Origin of the sequence: Streptomyces sp. NPDC091412 (assembly GCF_044756885.1) — a bacterium.
Taxonomy (GTDB): Bacteria; Actinomycetota; Actinomycetes; order Streptomycetales; family Streptomycetaceae; genus Streptomyces.
Window position 1 is genome coordinate 1 of record NZ_JBIVTV010000022.1, and the last position, 14,642, is coordinate 14,642.

The 14,642-nt window shown below is 68.0% G+C and carries 18 protein-coding genes and 3 pseudogenes; 15 read left to right on the forward strand and 6 right to left on the reverse strand.

Going from position 1 to position 14,642, the window contains the following annotated elements; all coding sequences use genetic code 11:
• On the reverse strand, nt 1-356 hold a 356-nt coding region (locus ACIQMV_RS33410), incomplete at its 3' end, for a MerR family transcriptional regulator (RefSeq protein WP_402596957.1).
• Here ACIQMV_RS33410 and ACIQMV_RS33415 point away from each other — a divergent pair.
• Genes ACIQMV_RS33415 through ACIQMV_RS33430 form a run of 4 tightly spaced genes read left to right on the forward strand, consistent with a single transcriptional unit; the run spans nt 345 to nt 1,973 of the window.
• Nucleotides 345-710 (forward strand): hypothetical protein, encoded by a 366-nt coding sequence (locus ACIQMV_RS33415; RefSeq protein WP_402596958.1) that lies wholly within the window; start codon nt 345-347, stop codon nt 708-710. The genes ACIQMV_RS33410 and ACIQMV_RS33415 overlap by 12 nt on opposite strands.
• Complete coding sequence (locus ACIQMV_RS33420) at nt 707-1,531, forward strand: enoyl-CoA hydratase/isomerase family protein (RefSeq protein WP_402596959.1); 825 nt, start codon at nt 707-709, stop codon at nt 1,529-1,531. The genes ACIQMV_RS33415 and ACIQMV_RS33420 overlap by 4 nt, the downstream gene beginning before the upstream one ends.
• A 45-nt stretch (nt 1,532-1,576) precedes the next feature.
• Nucleotides 1,577-1,837, forward strand: a complete 261-nt coding sequence (locus ACIQMV_RS33425; protein ID WP_402596960.1) for a hypothetical protein — start codon at nt 1,577-1,579, stop codon at nt 1,835-1,837.
• 4 nt (nt 1,838-1,841) lie between these two features.
• Nucleotides 1,842-1,973: a hypothetical protein gene (locus ACIQMV_RS33430; RefSeq protein ID WP_402596961.1), complete on the forward strand. Its 132-nt coding sequence runs from the start codon at nt 1,842-1,844 to the stop codon at nt 1,971-1,973.
• Nucleotides 1,974-2,041: 68 nt separating this feature from the next.
• Here ACIQMV_RS33430 and ACIQMV_RS33435 read toward each other — a convergent pair.
• Together ACIQMV_RS33435 and ACIQMV_RS33440 are read right to left on the reverse strand one after the other, a co-directional pair.
• Nucleotides 2,042-2,224 (reverse strand): annotated as a pseudogene (locus tag ACIQMV_RS33435) (hypothetical protein); the annotation flags it as partial.
• A gap of 370 nt (nt 2,225-2,594) precedes the next feature.
• Complete coding sequence (locus ACIQMV_RS33440) at nt 2,595-3,503, reverse strand: aminoglycoside phosphotransferase family protein (RefSeq protein ID WP_402596962.1); 909 nt, start codon at nt 3,501-3,503, stop codon at nt 2,595-2,597.
• 233 nt (nt 3,504-3,736) lie between these two features.
• On the opposite strand from ACIQMV_RS33440, the pseudogene ACIQMV_RS33445 reads away from it, so the two are divergent.
• The 3 genes and pseudogenes from ACIQMV_RS33445 to ACIQMV_RS33455 all read left to right on the forward strand — a co-directional run.
• Nucleotides 3,737-3,820: pseudogene (locus ACIQMV_RS33445) on the forward strand (DUF6207 family protein); the annotation flags it as partial.
• Between the two features lie 285 nt (nt 3,821-4,105).
• Nucleotides 4,106-5,143: a helix-turn-helix domain-containing protein gene (locus tag ACIQMV_RS33450; protein WP_402597063.1), complete on the forward strand. Its 1,038-nt coding sequence runs from the start codon at nt 4,106-4,108 to the stop codon at nt 5,141-5,143.
• 258 nt (nt 5,144-5,401) lie between these two features.
• Nucleotides 5,402-5,923 (forward strand): hypothetical protein, encoded by a 522-nt coding sequence (locus ACIQMV_RS33455; protein ID WP_402596963.1) that lies wholly within the window; start codon nt 5,402-5,404, stop codon nt 5,921-5,923.
• A 312-nt stretch (nt 5,924-6,235) separates the two neighbouring features.
• On the opposite strand, the gene ACIQMV_RS33460 is transcribed toward ACIQMV_RS33455, so the two are convergent.
• The gene (locus ACIQMV_RS33460) at nt 6,236-6,697 is read right to left on the reverse strand and encodes an Lrp/AsnC family transcriptional regulator (protein WP_402596964.1); all 462 of its coding nucleotides are present in this window, start codon (nt 6,695-6,697) and stop codon (nt 6,236-6,238) included.
• A gap of 168 nt (nt 6,698-6,865) precedes the next feature.
• On the opposite strand from ACIQMV_RS33460, the gene ACIQMV_RS33465 reads away from it, so the two are divergent.
• Both ACIQMV_RS33465 and ACIQMV_RS33470 read left to right on the forward strand, forming a co-directional pair.
• Complete coding sequence (locus ACIQMV_RS33465) at nt 6,866-7,510, forward strand: AzlC family ABC transporter permease (protein WP_402597064.1); 645 nt, start codon at nt 6,866-6,868, stop codon at nt 7,508-7,510.
• Nucleotides 7,503-7,832 carry a branched-chain amino acid transporter permease gene (locus ACIQMV_RS33470; RefSeq protein WP_402596965.1) on the forward strand — a complete coding sequence of 110 codons (330 nt, stop codon included), beginning with the start codon at nt 7,503-7,505 and terminating at the stop codon, nt 7,830-7,832. Before ACIQMV_RS33465 ends, ACIQMV_RS33470 begins: the two co-directional genes overlap by 8 nt.
• 77 nt (nt 7,833-7,909) lie before the next feature.
• On the opposite strand, the gene ACIQMV_RS33475 is transcribed toward ACIQMV_RS33470, so the two are convergent.
• Nucleotides 7,910-8,491, reverse strand: coding sequence for a TetR/AcrR family transcriptional regulator (locus tag ACIQMV_RS33475; RefSeq protein WP_402596966.1), 582 nt, complete (start codon nt 8,489-8,491; stop codon nt 7,910-7,912).
• An 83-nt stretch (nt 8,492-8,574) separates the two neighbouring features.
• Between ACIQMV_RS33475 and ACIQMV_RS33480 the strand changes: the two genes are divergently transcribed.
• The 4 genes from ACIQMV_RS33480 to ACIQMV_RS33495 all read left to right on the forward strand — a co-directional run bounded on the left by ACIQMV_RS33480 (nt 8,575) and on the right by ACIQMV_RS33495 (nt 12,802).
• On the forward strand, nt 8,575-9,252 hold the full coding sequence (locus ACIQMV_RS33480; RefSeq protein ID WP_402596967.1) for a DsbA family oxidoreductase: 678 nt from the start codon (nt 8,575-8,577) through the stop codon (nt 9,250-9,252).
• Nucleotides 9,249-10,406, forward strand: coding sequence for a hypothetical protein (locus ACIQMV_RS33485; protein WP_402596968.1), 1,158 nt, complete (start codon nt 9,249-9,251; stop codon nt 10,404-10,406). Before ACIQMV_RS33480 ends, ACIQMV_RS33485 begins: the two co-directional genes overlap by 4 nt.
• Before the next feature lie 83 nt (nt 10,407-10,489).
• Nucleotides 10,490-11,704, forward strand: a complete 1,215-nt coding sequence (locus ACIQMV_RS33490) for an IS30 family transposase (RefSeq protein WP_402596969.1) — start codon at nt 10,490-10,492, stop codon at nt 11,702-11,704.
• Between the two features lie 156 nt (nt 11,705-11,860).
• On the forward strand, nt 11,861-12,802 hold the full coding sequence (locus tag ACIQMV_RS33495) for a recombinase family protein (RefSeq protein WP_402596970.1): 942 nt from the start codon (nt 11,861-11,863) through the stop codon (nt 12,800-12,802).
• A 234-nt stretch (nt 12,803-13,036) separates the two neighbouring features.
• Here the strand turns inward: ACIQMV_RS33495 and ACIQMV_RS33500 are convergent, their stop codons facing one another.
• Nucleotides 13,037-13,186 (reverse strand): hypothetical protein, encoded by a 150-nt coding sequence (locus tag ACIQMV_RS33500; protein WP_402596971.1) that lies wholly within the window; start codon nt 13,184-13,186, stop codon nt 13,037-13,039.
• Nucleotides 13,187-13,820: 634 nt separating this feature from the next.
• On the opposite strand from ACIQMV_RS33500, the gene ACIQMV_RS33505 reads away from it, so the two are divergent.
• Nucleotides 13,821-14,303, forward strand: coding sequence for a DUF6328 family protein (locus ACIQMV_RS33505; protein ID WP_402596972.1), 483 nt, complete (start codon nt 13,821-13,823; stop codon nt 14,301-14,303).
• A 167-nt stretch (nt 14,304-14,470) separates the two neighbouring features.
• Nucleotides 14,471-14,560, forward strand: a pseudogene (locus ACIQMV_RS33510) (phosphate transport system regulatory protein PhoU); the annotation flags it as partial.
• Between the last annotated feature and the right edge of the window lie 82 nt (nt 14,561-14,642).

Below are 14,642 nucleotides of genomic sequence, written 5' to 3' on the forward strand. Positions count from 1 at the left end.
TCCCCGGAGTCGAGAACACGCCTGATCTCGGATACGGGGACGCCGAGGGAGCGCAGGGACCGAATCGTGCGCAGCCGAGCCAGGGCCTCGGGCGCATAGCGCCGGTGGCCGCCGCTGCTGCGCACCCCGGCCTCCGGGCGCTGGCCACCAAGGACGTCCTCGCCGACGCGCAGACGCAGGCGGCCGGCATCGGCATGTACTCGCAGCGGTTCTTCGTCGGCCAGGTCCCGGACGACCCGGCCCGGCCGGAGCTGCTCAAGACCGACACGATCGCCGTCGACGGCCATGAGCTGCCGGTGATCGACCTCGGGCAGGGTGACATCGAGCACTCCACGATCCTGCACGTGCCGCAGCATGCCGCCGTCATCGCGGGAGACCTCTGCTACAACAACGTCCACATGATGACCGCGTTCACCGACGACGCGGCGCGTGAGGCGTGGATCGCGAACCTGGACACGATCGCCGCGATGAATCCGCGCACCGTCGTTTCCGGCCACAAACGCGTCGGGGCGCCGGACCTGCCCGAAACGATCGGACAGAGCCAGCAGTACCTGCGCGACTTCACCCGCGTCGCCGCCGAACAGGACACCGTCGCGGGGATCATCAACGGGATGCTCGACCTGCACGGCGACCGGGACAACCCCTACACCCTGTACCTGTCGGCCCGCCTCACCATCGCCAATCGCAAAGCGCCGGGGGCGAGCCGATGAACGACGCCGTGCACGTCCTGGAAGAATCGCCCGCCTACTGGCGCGTCCTGTTCGACAACCCGCCCATCAACCTGGTGGACAGCGCCGTCCTGCTGGGCCTGAACGACCTGCTCGGCAGAATGGACGCGAGCCCGGACCTACGCGTCGTCGTGTTCGAGAGCGCCGACCCCGAGTTCTACCTAGCCCACTTCGACGTATCCGGTCAGTCCATGGAGGCCGTCCGCAAGCCCGGCCCGACCGGGCTGACCCTGCCGCACGACGCGCTCATCCGCCTGTCCCGGCACCCCGTGGTCAGCATCGCCAAGATCCGCGGTCGGGCCCGCGGCGTGGGCAGCGAGTTCGTCCTGGCCTGCGACATGCGCTTCGCCTCCCACGAGAAGGGGGTACTCGGACAGCCCGAGGTCGGCTCGGGAGTCATCCCCGGCGGAGGCGGGACGGAGCGGCTCCCGCTGCTGGTAGGGCGCGGCCGCGCGCTGGAGATCATCCTCGGGTCCGACGACATCGACGCCGACACCGCCGAACGGTACGGCTACGTCAACCGCGCCCTGTCCGACGACGAACTCGACGCCTTCGTCGACACCCTCGCGCGCCGCATCGCCTCCTTCGACCGGCGCCCCCTGGAGGCGGCCAAGAACCTCGTCAACAACGTCAGCCTGCCCCCGCTCGACCGCCAGCTCGAGGGCCGGGCCGTGTTCGCGCAGGCCCTGGGCTGGCCGGAGACCCGCAAGCGGATGGACGTCTTGTTCAGCCGCGGGATGCAGACCCGCGGCGACCTGGAGAGCGACTTCGGCGCGCACCTGGCCAATCTGCTCGACACCTGACGTTCGCCACCGCGACCACACCCCCCAAGAAACAGGACAGACACCATGCCGATGATCGACGTGTACGCTGTGCCCGGAACCGTCACCGACCCGGGCGCGCTCGCCCGTGACCTGACCGCCACGCTCATGGCCATCGAGCAGGTCCCTGACATCCCCATGTTCCGCAAGAACACCGCCGCCTTCGTCCACGACGTGGCTCACCTGTCGATCGTCGACGGCGACAACGGCTACGTCCGCGTCCAGGTCTTGACGAACGCCGGCGCGCTCGACCGACAAGCAGCTCGCCGTCGTACGGCAGCTGACTGATCTGGTGGCCGAGGCAGCCGGGGACAACGGGCTCAAGGAACGCACCTGGGTGTTGCTGACCGAAGCGCCCGAAGGTGGCTGGGGTCTGTGGGGCCACGCCCATACCAACGCCGAACTCGTGACGACCGCGCGGTAGCAGATCGCGAAACTTCAGGCCGGCGGCTGACCGCCCCCCCCCGTTACCTTCTTCGTGGCAGGAATCGCCGACAACTGGCACTTCCAGCCCTTCTCCGCCACAAGATCGAGGACCGCCTGCCAGTCCTCCACCGAGGTATTCGGGACGCGCACGTCCGGCAACGACCCCATCGAGTCCGGGTCGAAGAAGCACTTCACGTCATCCCACAGCAGGTCGGTCACCCCGCGATGCTGCCCGGCTCGCCGACCCATCGCACCCCGATTCCCCTTGACCAAAGGCATAGGGGCACGCCCCCCCGGCGGGCACCGGGGCTGCGGAGTCGGCAGGAGAGTCGGCGACTCCGCCCGTCCCGCACGATCCGCAACAGCAGGCCGCCGCCGTCAGCGCGGGCCTCCAGCTAGCCGCCGACCGCTTCCTCGTGCCGGTCGGCCGTTGCGCGCACGTCTGTCCCGTCCCATCGGAAGTGAGCTGTCGATGACGCTGCGACCTGGGCGGTGCAGCTTCGGTGAGACGAACTGAGTGGAGAGCGTGTCAGCGAAGGTGCTCCATTCCGTGCGGCGTTCCGCTGCGTGTCATGGAACCTGCGCCGTTTTGCCCTTCCTCCTGTGCCGGGGGTACCACTCAACGCGTAGCGGCGTCGGCGAGGGTTGCCTGAAGTCGTGCTCGGCATTCGGCGACGAAGGCGGGGAAGGTGTCCCAGTAGTAGGAGATCCCACTGACGCCCACCGCGACCGCCCAGGCGCGGGCGCGGGTCCAGGTCAAATCGTCGAGGTTCAGGGTGTCCCAGTAGGCCTGTCGGGCTTGTGGCGGCAGGTCCCAGACTGTGGAGTGCTCGGCGTCGGGAAAGCCGACCGAGAGTCCTCCGAAGTCGATGACTGCGTGGAGCTTGCCTTCCCGGACCAAGAGGTTGGTCGGCTTGAGGTCGCCGTGGAGCCACACCTGAGATCCCGAGGGATCGGGCAGTGCGAGTGCGGCTCGCCACAACTGTTCCAGAGTGCCAACGTCGAGCTCAGAACCCACCGTGGTTCGACAGTCGTCGAGACACCCAGTGATCCACTGGTCGCACGGCTTCAGGCTGCCTCCGCGGTACCAGCTGAGGCCGTCCGTGCGAGTCGCTCCCATGAGGTCGATGCCGTGGAGCTCCCTCACGACCGCCGCCAGATCGGCTCCGAAAACAGCCCAGTCCCGGACGGTGTCCGGGCCGGCTTCGTCACCGTCAATCCAGCGGTAGACCGACCAGACCAGTGGGAAGGCATCGGTGGGAGTCCCGGCATGGACGGGCTCGGGAATCGGACAGGAAAGGAGGGGCGCCAGACGAGGAAGCCATTCCTGCTCCTTCCTCACGGACTGTCCGTTGCCGGCGGTTCGTGGAAGTCGCACGAGCAGGTCATCGCCCAACCGATACATGGTGTTGTCCGTGCCAGCGCCCGCGGACGACAACGGCAGGTCAGCCCACTCCGGGCGCTGTGCCTTCAGCAGTGACCGGACCAGCGTCTCGTTGACTGGGATCTCATTCTCGTGAAGCGTCACGTCGGAAGTCTCATCGCTGGATGGAACGGGAAGCCAGTGACTTTTCACAGGCCACAGAGCGGATTCAGTGAGATTGCGGCTCAGAGACGTCTAGCTTCAGCGGCATCGGAGCAACTGGCGTGAGGCAGGACAACGACCAGGTCCAGGACGTCGTCCCGAGGCCTCTCCTACTCGGTCGGGTGAAGTCGGCGGGATCGGAGAACCTCCGCGGGTGCCCGCGCGTAGTGCCCGGCATGAGACAGATCAATGACGCGCATGTGGCTGTGCCGGGCCTGGCCGTGCTGGAGGTCGCGGCCGCGGATGACGAGACCGCCTTCGCGGTCCAGGAGCTGGGCATGGACACGCAACCTAAGCAGGGGCACGAGCTCGTCCCACGCCCCGAACGCACCCCAAAGCCGTCCACGTCGCCCTGGTCCGCCTCGCTCCGCACCGGCTGGGCGAGATGGAACAGCACAAGGAACAGGCGCTGGCCACGGCCACCCAGGACGGGAGGTGCTGCTGAGGAACCACGGAAGTTCGGGGTCGTCTGCATCCGGGAATTGTCACCACGTCGATTCCATGGCCAAGAGGAATGGCCACAGGATGAGGTGGAGTGCCCTGTGATGGAAACAGTCCTCCGCACCGAGGAGTTGTCGGTCGCGGAACGGTTCGAGTCGTGGTGTGACCTGACCTCGCGCGCACTGGTTCCCACGGTGTTGACACCCGTCGACACCGGCGACTTCCGAGCCGAGGCAAGACTGCTGGAGCTGGGGGCTGTGCGGATATCGGTCATGTCCTACCCGACACTGCGGTCGCGCCGCACACCGGCGCTGGTGCGACGTTCCGATCCGGAGCTGTACCAGGTCGCGCTGACCCGGCGGGGCAAGCAGCAGTTGTCCCAGTGCCGACGGGACGCGCTGGTCGGGCCGGGCGACCTGCTGCTGTACGACACCTCTCATCCGTTCGACGCCCGAGCGGCCCTGGACGGGAAAGAGGTGGAGGTGATCGTCGTACACGTGCCGCGCGCGGCGCTTCCCCTCCCGGCTGCGAAGATCGACCGCACTCTCGCGGTCCCCACGCCGGGGCACACCGGTGTCGGAGCGCTCCTCTCCCAGTTCCTGGTTCCGCTGGTCACGCAGTCCGCCTGCTACCGCCCGCAGGACGCCGTGCGCCTGGGCGCGGTGACCATGGATCTGGTGACCACGTTTCTGGCGCACCGTCTCGGCCTGGAGGGCGCTGTCCCTCCCGAGAGCCGTCAGCAGACACTGATGGTCAGCGTTCATGCCTTCATCGAGCGCAACCTGGGTGATCCGCAACTGTCACCCGAGGTGGTCGCCACGGCCCACCACATCTCCGTGCGCTATCTGCACCGGCTGTTCCAGCGGCAGGGCGCCTCGGTGGGGGGGTGGATCCGGCAACGGCGCCTCGAACGCTGCCGGCGCGACCTGTCCGACCCTCAACTCGCCGCTAAATCCATCGGTTTCGTCCGCATGCGCTGGGGTTTCGTCCACGCCTCCGACTTCGCCCGGGCCTTCCGCACCGCGTTCGGGGTTCCACCGAGTACCTACCGGCACACCATGCTCCATGAAGGACTGGACGCTGCCCGTCAACTGCAGTGCACCCAGAGCCAACACCGGAGCCGACAGCGCGACAAGACTTGACGGCACGGCAGGCACCCGGCCCGAGAGGGTGGGCAGATCCCGCCGGGACGGGGGCCGACCGGAGCCGGTCGGGGCTCCAGGGCTCTTGAGGCCAGGTGGAGCCGGTGCCATGGGCGGCGGCGGTTCCGCAGGGCGCGTGAGCGGAGAGCAGGATCGGCAGCACGGTTCCGGATACGACAACGGGAGGACACAGTGAGTACACAAGTTCGGGGGCGGGGTCGCTCGGCGATGCGGAGGGCGGGCCGTTGGATCACGGTCATGGCCGCGGTCACGGCGGTGGGGTCCGCGGCGTTGGCCCCATCGGCCCAGGCCGCCACATCAACCGCTGCGGTTGCCCGGGTGGCCGCCGAGGACGCGCGCATCGCCGCCCAGGTCAAGGCGGGCGATCCGAGCATCGTCCCGCTGGCGAAGAAGCGGGGCTGGAAGTACAAGACGTACCAGGCCACGGCCTGCTACGGCTACAAGCATCCGTTCTGGGGGAAAAAGCGCAACACCGCCGGCTGCACAGTCGCCTACTTCACCCTCTCAGGGGAGGTCGCGTACAACGGCAAGCAGGCCTGGGGCCAGTGGATCAGCTACGGCTCCGGACACGCGTACGGCGTCAGCGTCAAGAAGACCTGGCTGGGTTACTGGAACAACGGGGCGAAGAAGCGTCCGTACTACATGGACCTCGGCGCCAACGGCCATGTGAGCGTCAAGTTCTTCGAAGCCCACGACTTCTACCTGCGCATCGACGTCCATCGCAACGGCACAGCCGCCCTCCGCGGCGGCGCCGCATAGGGGTCTTCAAAGTTGAGCGGTGCGGAGGTGTCCGCGGGCGCGGCGGGTGGTGACGCAGCGTGTGCGCAGGCGTTGGTTGGCGGGATTGCGGAAGCCGTGGGCGGCTCTTGGTTGGGGAAGGGGGCGTGCAGTGATCAGCTGGTACGGACCTGCGAAGTGCTCGGGACGGTGATACAGCCCGTGAACGAGCACCACGGCGGCCAATTCGCCCGCCTCCTCGAGTCGGCGTCAGGCCAGTGATCTTAGTTCCGGAACATGGACGGCCATCACTCACCACCTTGATCCACTTCCGATACACGCCCTAGCACCCGATCATTGCTCGTTGGCCTTGATCTTCTTCATGGTCAGGTGAGATTCGAGACGCAGGACGGCAGGCAGGCCGCTGAGCTTCTCGGTGATGAAGGCTTCGTAGGCGGCGTGGTCGGCGACCGCGACGCGAAGGAAGTAGTCGGGGCGCCCGTACATACGGCGGAACTCGACGACCTCATCGTAGGAGGCCACCGTGTCCTCAAACTCCTGGAAACTCTTGCGGTCCTGGGCGTAGATCTCGACGTCGATGAGGACCTCCAGGCTGCGGCCCAGAGCCTGAGGGTTGATGACGGCCCGGTACCCGGTGATGACGTCGGCCTCTTCCAGCCGCTTGACCCGGCGCAGACACGGTGGCGGGGTCAGGCCGACCCGCTTGGCCAGCTCGACGTTGGTCAGCCGTCCATCCTGACGCAGATGAAACAGAATTTCACGATCAACGGCATCGATAGTAACTTCATTACCCATACCTTGATCATAGGGCAGGAAATAGCAACCATATGAGGTGGGATTCATTCTAAAATTTCACCCATGGACATAACCCCTGTCGTAACTGGGGGCCTGCCTCGGCCCGTTCCCGCCCCTCCGCCCGCGACACGGTCCGAGGCGCGCGCGGCGTTGAGGGACTCCGCTGGCGTGGGCCTGGGTTTCCTTCCGCTCGGTCTCGCCTTCGGTGCGCTGGTGACGCAGTCGGGCCTGGACTGGTGGTGGGCGGGGCTGTCCGCGGCGCTCATCTTCGGCGGATCGTTCGAGTTCCTGCTCATCGGCATGGTCACCGCCTCCGCCCCGCTTGCGGCCATCGCGGTCTCCGCGTTGCTGGTGAACGTCCGGCACGTCTTCTACACGCTGTCCTTCCCCCTGCACCGCGTGAGTGGCCGTCTCGGCAAGGCGTACAGCACCTACGCGATGTGCGACGAGGCGTACGCGCTGACCACCGGCGAGCAGGCCCGCACCTGGTCCAGCCGACGCATCCTGTGGCTGCAGTTTTTCCTGCACCTGTACTGGGCGAGCAGCTCGACCGCCGGAGCGCTTCTCGGCTCCCTCGTCCCCGACAGCGTCACGGGCCTGGACTTCGCCCTGACCGCCCTGTTCGCCGTCCTCGCCCTCGATGCCGTCCGGGACCTGCGGGGCGATGTGCCCACCCCCGTCCTGGCCGTGCTCAGCGCGCTGGCCGGACGTCTCCTCTTCCCCAGCCAGATGCTCCTGGTCGCCTTCGCCCTGTTCACCGCCGCCCTCTTGGCCCGCCACCTCACCACCTCCAGGAAGCCCAGTGATGCCTGACGCCAGCTACACCATCGCCGCCGTCCTCGTCGCCGCCGTCGTCACCTGGGGCCTGCGCGCCCTGCCCTTCGCCGCCCTCACTCCGCTGCGCGAAAGTGGCACCGTCCAGTACCTCAGCACCCGCATGCCCGCCGGCGTCATGGTGATCCTGGTCGTCTACTGCCTGCACGACCTGCCGGTGACCGAGGCTCGCGCCGCGGCCCCGCTCGCGGCGCTGGCCGTCACCATCGGCCTGCACCTGTGGCGCCGCAACGCACTGCTGAGCATCGTCGGCGGCACCGCCACCCACGTGATCCTGGCCAGCACGGTCTTTGCCCATTGATCGGCGACTGCACCTTCCTGTACATCACCAACAGGCCGCTCGACATCCACTACACCCACCACGGCGCCTGACCCCCGTCACGAGGAGACGGCGCCCGTCGGGCCGGCCGACAGTAGCCGCGCCGCTGCCTCGCGCGCGGTGGCGGCGGCTGTGGTGTCTCCGAGGCCGACCCGGGCGCACACGGCCCCGTCGGCGAGCATGAGCGCGTAAGCCGCGGCCGCCTCGGGGGCGCCCGTGCCCGCATCGGCGGCGAGACCGCCGAGGTAGCGCAGGACTTCCCGCTTGTGGTCCCGGATGGCGACCCGCACCAGGTGGTCGGGGTCGGGGTATTCGGCCGCGACGTTCACCAGGTCGCTGCCCCGATAGGCGGGATCGGCGAACTCCTCGCCGAGCAGGTCGAAGATGGCGAGCAGCCGGTCGGTCGGCTCCTCGCGGGTCTCGGCGAGGGCGCGCAGCCGCGCGCACCACTGGTCGTTGCGCTGACGCAGGACCGCCGCCACCAACTCGTCCTTCGAGCGGAAGTGCTGGTAGAGCGTCGACTTGGCGACCTCGGCGGCACGCCAGATCTCGTTGATCCCCACGGCCCGCACGCTGCAGCGGGTGAACAGGTCGGCAGCGGCCTCGACGATCTTGGCGCGCGTTGCCTCAGGGCTGGTCATCGGTACCTCCGGCGGGCGCGGGAATGGGTTCGGCTCGGATGCGGTTGCATCGAACAGACTAGTCGGTTCGATTGGAGAGATGCATGTTCACCATCGACGTTTTCAGCGATCTGATCTGCCCCTGGTGCTACATCGGCGGCCGCCGCCTCAAGCAGGCGGTCGGCATCGTCGAGGAACGCACCGGCGCCAAGATCCAGATCCGCTACCACGCGTTCGAGCTGAACCCGACCATGCCCCTTGAGGGGATGGACCGGCGCAGCTACCGCAGTGCCAAGTTCGGCAGCTGGGAGCGGTCGCAGCAACTCGACCACGGCACCGTCCTCGCCGGCCGCAGCGAGGGCATCACCTTCGACTACGAGGCGATCACCAGGACGCCGAACACCCGGGCCGGGCACCGCTTGATCGCCCTGGCGGAGCGAGAGGCAGAACTGGGAGCCGCCATGGCGGACCGGTTGTTCGTCGCCTACTTCACCGAAGGACAGGACATCGGCGACCCGGCCGTCCTGGCACGGCTGGGCGAAGAGACCGGCCTCGCCGCAGGCGTAGCGACACGCCTGGAGGACCCGGCGCTGGAGACGGCTGTTCGCGAGGAAGAGGAACTGGCCGAGCAGATGGGACTGCGCGGCGTACCGCTGTTCATCCTGGGCGACCGGGCCGTCAACGGCGCGGTCAAGGTCGAGCAACTCGTCGAAGCCCTGGAACAGCAGACCACCGCACCCCCGACCGGGGCCACGTGCGAAGGAGGAGTGTGCTCACTGTGACCACACCGCCCGACATCTCGACCGTCGGCATCGTCGGCGGATCGCTCGGCGGCCTGTTCCACGCGGTCGCGCTCACCGAGCTCGGACTGGACGTCAACGTCTGGGAACGCTCCACAGGCCGTCCCGACGACCGCGGCGCCGGCATCGTGATGCAACCGAGCGTCGCCTGGTTCCTGAGCGAGTTCTGCGGCGTCGACACCAACCAGGTCAGCGTCCCCGTCACCCACCGGCAGTTCTTCACCAAGGACGGGAACGTCCGCATCATGCCCATGCGGCAGCAGATGATCTCCTGGGGAACGATCTACAAGGCCCTGCGGGACAAGTTGCCCGGCGAGCGCTACCACGATGGGCAGCCGGTAACCGCCCTCGCGCCCGCACCCGGAGGGGCCACCATCCACGTCGGCGATGCTGCGCATGCGGTCGACCTGGCGGTCATCGCGGACGGATCCGCGTCCGGGCACCGCGGGCTCGTCGCACCGGGCGGTGCGTCCCGTTACGCCGGCTACGTCGCGTACCGCGGCGTCATCGACGAAGCCGACCTCCCCCAGGAGCTGGCCACGCGTTTCCGCGACGCTTTCAGCTTCTACGACGGGGATCGCACCCAATTCCTGTGCTACTTCATCCCAGGCGACTTCGGCACGACCACACCGGGCCGCCGCCGGATGAACTGGGTCTGGTACGTAAGGGCCGACGCATCCGAACTCGAGCGCATCACCACAGACCGAAACGGCATCGGCCACAGCCTCTCATTGCCGCCCGGGCTGATCGCATCCCAGGTACACACCGACCTCCTGGTCCGCGCGCGCTCGACGCTGCCACAGCCCCTGCGCGAGCTGGTGGAGCACACCCGCGAGCCCTTCCTGCAAGCGATCCTCGACGGCCGCGTCACCAGGATGCGCAACGACCGGATGCTGCTGACCGGGGACGCTGCCTTCGTGGTCCGGCCACACACCGCCGCCAGCGCAGAAAAGGCGGCCGCCGACGCCATCACCCTCTTTCACGCCCTGCAGCAAGCACCATCCGCGGACGCCGCCTTGCAGGCCTGGGAGCAGGTCCGCCTCGCAGAAGGCGCCGCCATCTACAGCCAAGGGGTCGCCCTCGGACACAGATTGGGCCTCAGCGGCATGGAGACGACCGCAGCCACCACCGGTTGAACGAGCTGACGACTGAGGCAGGCCTTCTCATCACCGGTCCAACTCGAACTCCGCCGCCTGTCGGAAAAGGATGGCACCCTCAAGTGATCAACGCACCGCCCACGAATGATCATGTGATCGTGGAGGCACAGGTGCGTGACTACGGGTTTTCGCCAGCTCAGCAGGATGAGATCTGGAGACGCTGGCGCGAGGGGCAGTCGTTCAGCTTGATCGGGCGGGCCCTCGGGGCGCCAATGCACCACGTCCGCCAGTTCCTGTCCCAAAGCGGCGGCGTCCGTCTCACCCCGCAGCAGCGATCAGAGCGGCACCTGACCGGCGGCGAGCGCGAAGAGATATCCCGCGGCATCGCTGCCGGAGAATCTGCCCGGCAGTTGGCCCAGCGGCTGGGCAGATCGCCTTCGACCGTCTCCCGCGAGATCGCCCGCAACGGCGGCCGGGACCGCTACCGCGCCGCGTCCGCCGATGCGGCCGCCTACGCGCGTGGGCGCCGGCCCAAGCAGGCCAAGCTCGCCCAACAGCCCGCTCCACGGGCGCTGGTGGAGGTCAAGCTGGCCCTGTGCTGGTCCCCCGAGCAGATCGCAGGATGGCTGCGACGCCAGTTCCTCGGTGACGCCTCCATGCAGATCTCGCACGAAGCGATCTCCCTCTCGCTCTACGACCCTCGTCGGCGCCAGGCGATCGACCGCAGCCTCACCCAGCGGCTGCGGTCAGCCAGGCCCATGCGCCGCCCGAAGATCGCCCGTCGGCCCACCGGGCGGGGCATCATCCGCGGCATGGTGTCCATCACTGCCCGCCCCGCCGAGGCCGAGGACCGCAAGGTGCCCGGCCATTGGGAGGGCGACCTCGTGATGGGCACCCGGCCCTCGGCGGTCGCCACGCTCGTCGAGCGCACCAGCCGCTACACGGCCATCGTCGCGCTGCCGGACGGCATCAAGGCTGAGCAGGTCACTCCGCACCTCACCAGGAGTCTGCTCGGGATCCCGCCTAAACTGCGGCGGACGCTCACCTGGGACCGGGGCCGGGAAATGGCCGAGCACCAGGCCATCACCGTCAAGACCGGGATGCCGGTATACCTCTGCAAGCCGCGGAGCCCGTGGCAGCGCGGCACCAACGAGAACACCAACCGACTGCTTCGGCAGTACCTTCCCAAGGGCGCGGACCTCCGAACGTTCAGCCAGGCCGAGCTGGACGCCATCGCCCATGAACTCAACCATCGTCCGCGCAAGACCCATGACTATCGCACTCCGGCAGAGGTCTACGCTGACCTCCTGAACAGCGGTGATGCGCTGACCGCTTGAGCTCGCCATCGTTTGACGACAGGCGGCGGGCGCGTCCAATGAATCCCTGTAATCCGGGGGTTCGCGGCGGCTCAAATCCAATCAGATCCGATGGTGATTGCTGACAGGGTTTGACGACAGATAGGGTCCGATCCTCCGTACGGAAGGGGCCCCTCGGTGGCGAACCTGGTCTACAAGCGGGTCTCGACCGACCAACAGTCGACCGCCCGGCAGAACCTCGTCCTGGACGAGGCCGGGATCGAGGACCCGGTCGTCTTCGAGGAGGACCCGGGCACCTCCAGCCGCCTCCACCCGCTCCAGCGGCCGAAGTTCCGCGAACTGCTCACCTACGCACGGCCGGGCGACACCGTGCACATTTCCGAGATGTTCCGCCTCGTACGCGGTACCGGGCACATCCTCGACGTGCTCGACGTCCTCCACCGCGACCAGGTGGCGCTGCGCATCCACGACGGCGCGTTCTCCGCGATGGACCTCACCGCCCGCCACCCGCGCACCGGCGAGCTGCTGTCCACCGTGAAGTTCATGGTGCAGACACTCGCCGCCGCCGGCGAACTCCAGCGCGACCTCCAGCGCGAGCTGACCTACGACGGGCTGCGCGCCGCCGAGGCAAAGGGCAGCAAAGGCGGGCGCCGCCCGGCCATCCTGGCCGCGAAGACCGACACCGTCCGCGCCTCCTACCTGGAGGGCCGTTCGATCGCCGCCCTTGCCCGCGACCACGGCGTCAGCCGCGGCGCGATCCGCACGGCCGTCGCCGATCTCCTGCCCGACCACACCGCCATCGAGGAGGATGCCCCCGCCCCGGAGCTGCCAGTCACCCTCGACATGCCTGGCAAGGTCGCCGACTTCCTCCGCACCACCGAACTGAAGTCCGCCGAGCGGGCCGTGCTCGACCAGGGGGGACCGTACGGCGCGGCCAGGGTTACACCCTGCGCGTCAGCGCCGTCCCCGCCGTGCACCGCCAGCTCCTCGCCCGCTGCCAGCCGCTCGACGGCGCCCAGGGCGTCCCGGCGGTCCCGGCCCAGCGCAAGGCCCGCCGCGAGTACGAGAACCGGGTCAGCACACTCGCGCCGCCCGCACCGTGATCGTTCTCACCGATAACCGCTGTCCCGATGTTCCCCGAGGCCGAACACCAAGACCAGGCGCGCGAAGCTCACTCCCGAGCGGCTCCAGGCCCTCGCCGACCTCGGACTGGAATGGGCAGCGGCGTAACCGCGTCGGAGACCACACGAGGGTCCGTGCCGGAAACAGTCGGCACGGACCCTCTGCGTATCCCGGTGTCTCACCAGCAGCTGTTTGCGAACTCGGAACTCGGGGTGGTGATCCCCGGATGTCTCACTCTTCGTGATCGGGGAGGTCGGCCCCCTGTTGGGTTTCCTCCAGAGCGGACGCCGATGACGGGGGAAACAAGAGATTCTCGAAGGCATCCAGCCCGAACAGCATGAGCAGAAGCATCACCGGCAGGAGCAGAATTATCACGACCATGACCCCTCCCGATGAAGCAGTGATCACGGGAACGCGGCGGCAGAAACTCTTGGTCCAGGCTGGACCGAATGGGTGAACATCGCGCGCTCGACGCGAGAGCGTGTAGGCCGTTCGGGTGACATGGCACAGGACACGGGTGACCGGCCACGTCCACGGCCGGACCATCGGCCAGCTCGAGCGCCGCCGTGATGCACTTGTCCACCCCGTGGAGCCAGCCGCCCGTATCTGGCAGGCAGAGGCATCGTTAAGCAGACCATCGCGTGCATGAAGATCCGCCCCTCGCGGATACGCCAACACGATGAGGGCCCGAACCAAATCCGCCTGGTTTCGGGCCCTCACTCACGTCAGCCACACCCGCCTGCCCAGGCGTGGACGGGTCTGCGGTCGACGCCGGCACCGTCATGGCCGGGGTTGGTCGGGTGGATCGAAGAGCCGCTGCACACCACGGTCCCCTGCGCCGGACCGGTATGCCCCGCCGCACAGCGGGCCCTCCGTGACCGACTGGACCCGGGCGCTGACCACTCTCGGTATCGGCTGAGGACCGAAAGCTATCCGGCCCGGTCCCGTACCCCCAAGTCGACACATGCTCCGCCGGTTCTGGCGTGATCGCGCAGCCAAGCGGACAGTGAAGATCATGTCGTACGAGCCAGGACAGCAGCCGCCGGCGCCCCGCTCCGAATCGCCAGAGGAGCGAGCCGACCGGAACCTCGTGGAGCTCCTTCAGGAACTGCGCGTCGTCCAGACCGGCGTGCAGATCCTCTTCGCCTTCCTCCTGGGACTGGCGTTCACCAGCCGTTTCCCGCAGCTCGACGCTTTCCAGCGCACCACCTATGTCGTCACGCTGCTGCTGACCGTTGTCACCTCCGCGGTTCTCGCCACCCCCGTCGCCCTGCACCGTGGCCTGTTCCACCGCGGTGTGAAGCCGCGCATCGTCGCCCTCTCTGCCCGGCACGCGCAGATCGGCCTGGCCCTCCTGACGCTGGCGCTCAATGGCGCCGTTCTCCTGCTGATGGACGTCGTACTCGGCCGTACAGCAGCCATCGTCATCACGACCGTCACCACAGCGATCTTCGCCAGCCTGTGGTTCCTGCTGCCCTGGACCGTCCGACGCAGGTAATCCGGGATTCGCGTGATGCGCACGACAAACGCTCCGAACTGCGTCCCTGCAAACCCGGAAGGCCCTTGACCACGCCCTGCAGAACCTCGGCGACCGCTGCCGACGCGCGATGCGTGAGAGCCTGACGGTCAGTGGGGCTGACAAACAACCGGACGGGGAGGAGCGCGATGCGAGAGACCTATCACGAGGAGCTGGATGCGATCAGTGACGGCCTCGTGGAGATGGCGAACCTGGTCGGGGCGGCCCACGGCCGCGCCCCCCCCCCCCCCCACCAAGCCCCTAGACACCATGCCGCGAACCGGAGATCCACCCCGGGGAATGGCGACGCTAAGCAGCGCG

Bases quoted from the DNA above. Each gene is read 5' to 3' on its own strand.
- ACIQMV_RS33420 (WP_402596959.1), top strand. From the start codon at position 707: ATGAACGACGCCGTGCACGTCCTGGAAGAATCGCCCGCCTACTGGCGC.
- ACIQMV_RS33425 (WP_402596960.1), top strand. From the start codon at position 1,577: ATGCCGATGATCGACGTGTACGCTGTGCCCGGAACCGTCACCGACCCG.
- ACIQMV_RS33450 (WP_402597063.1), top strand. From the start codon at position 4,106: ATGGAAACAGTCCTCCGCACCGAGGAGTTGTCGGTCGCGGAACGGTTC.
- ACIQMV_RS33455 (WP_402596963.1), top strand. From the start codon at position 5,402: ATGGCCGCGGTCACGGCGGTGGGGTCCGCGGCGTTGGCCCCATCGGCC.
- ACIQMV_RS33460 (WP_402596964.1), bottom strand. From the start codon at position 6,697: ATGGGTAATGAAGTTACTATCGATGCCGTTGATCGTGAAATTCTGTTT.
- ACIQMV_RS33470 (WP_402596965.1), top strand. From the start codon at position 7,503: ATGCCTGACGCCAGCTACACCATCGCCGCCGTCCTCGTCGCCGCCGTC.
- ACIQMV_RS33475 (WP_402596966.1), bottom strand. From the start codon at position 8,491: ATGACCAGCCCTGAGGCAACGCGCGCCAAGATCGTCGAGGCCGCTGCC.
- ACIQMV_RS33480 (WP_402596967.1), top strand. From the start codon at position 8,575: ATGTTCACCATCGACGTTTTCAGCGATCTGATCTGCCCCTGGTGCTAC.
- ACIQMV_RS33500 (WP_402596971.1), bottom strand. From the start codon at position 13,186: ATGGTCGTGATAATTCTGCTCCTGCCGGTGATGCTTCTGCTCATGCTG.
- ACIQMV_RS33505 (WP_402596972.1), top strand. From the start codon at position 13,821: ATGTCGTACGAGCCAGGACAGCAGCCGCCGGCGCCCCGCTCCGAATCG.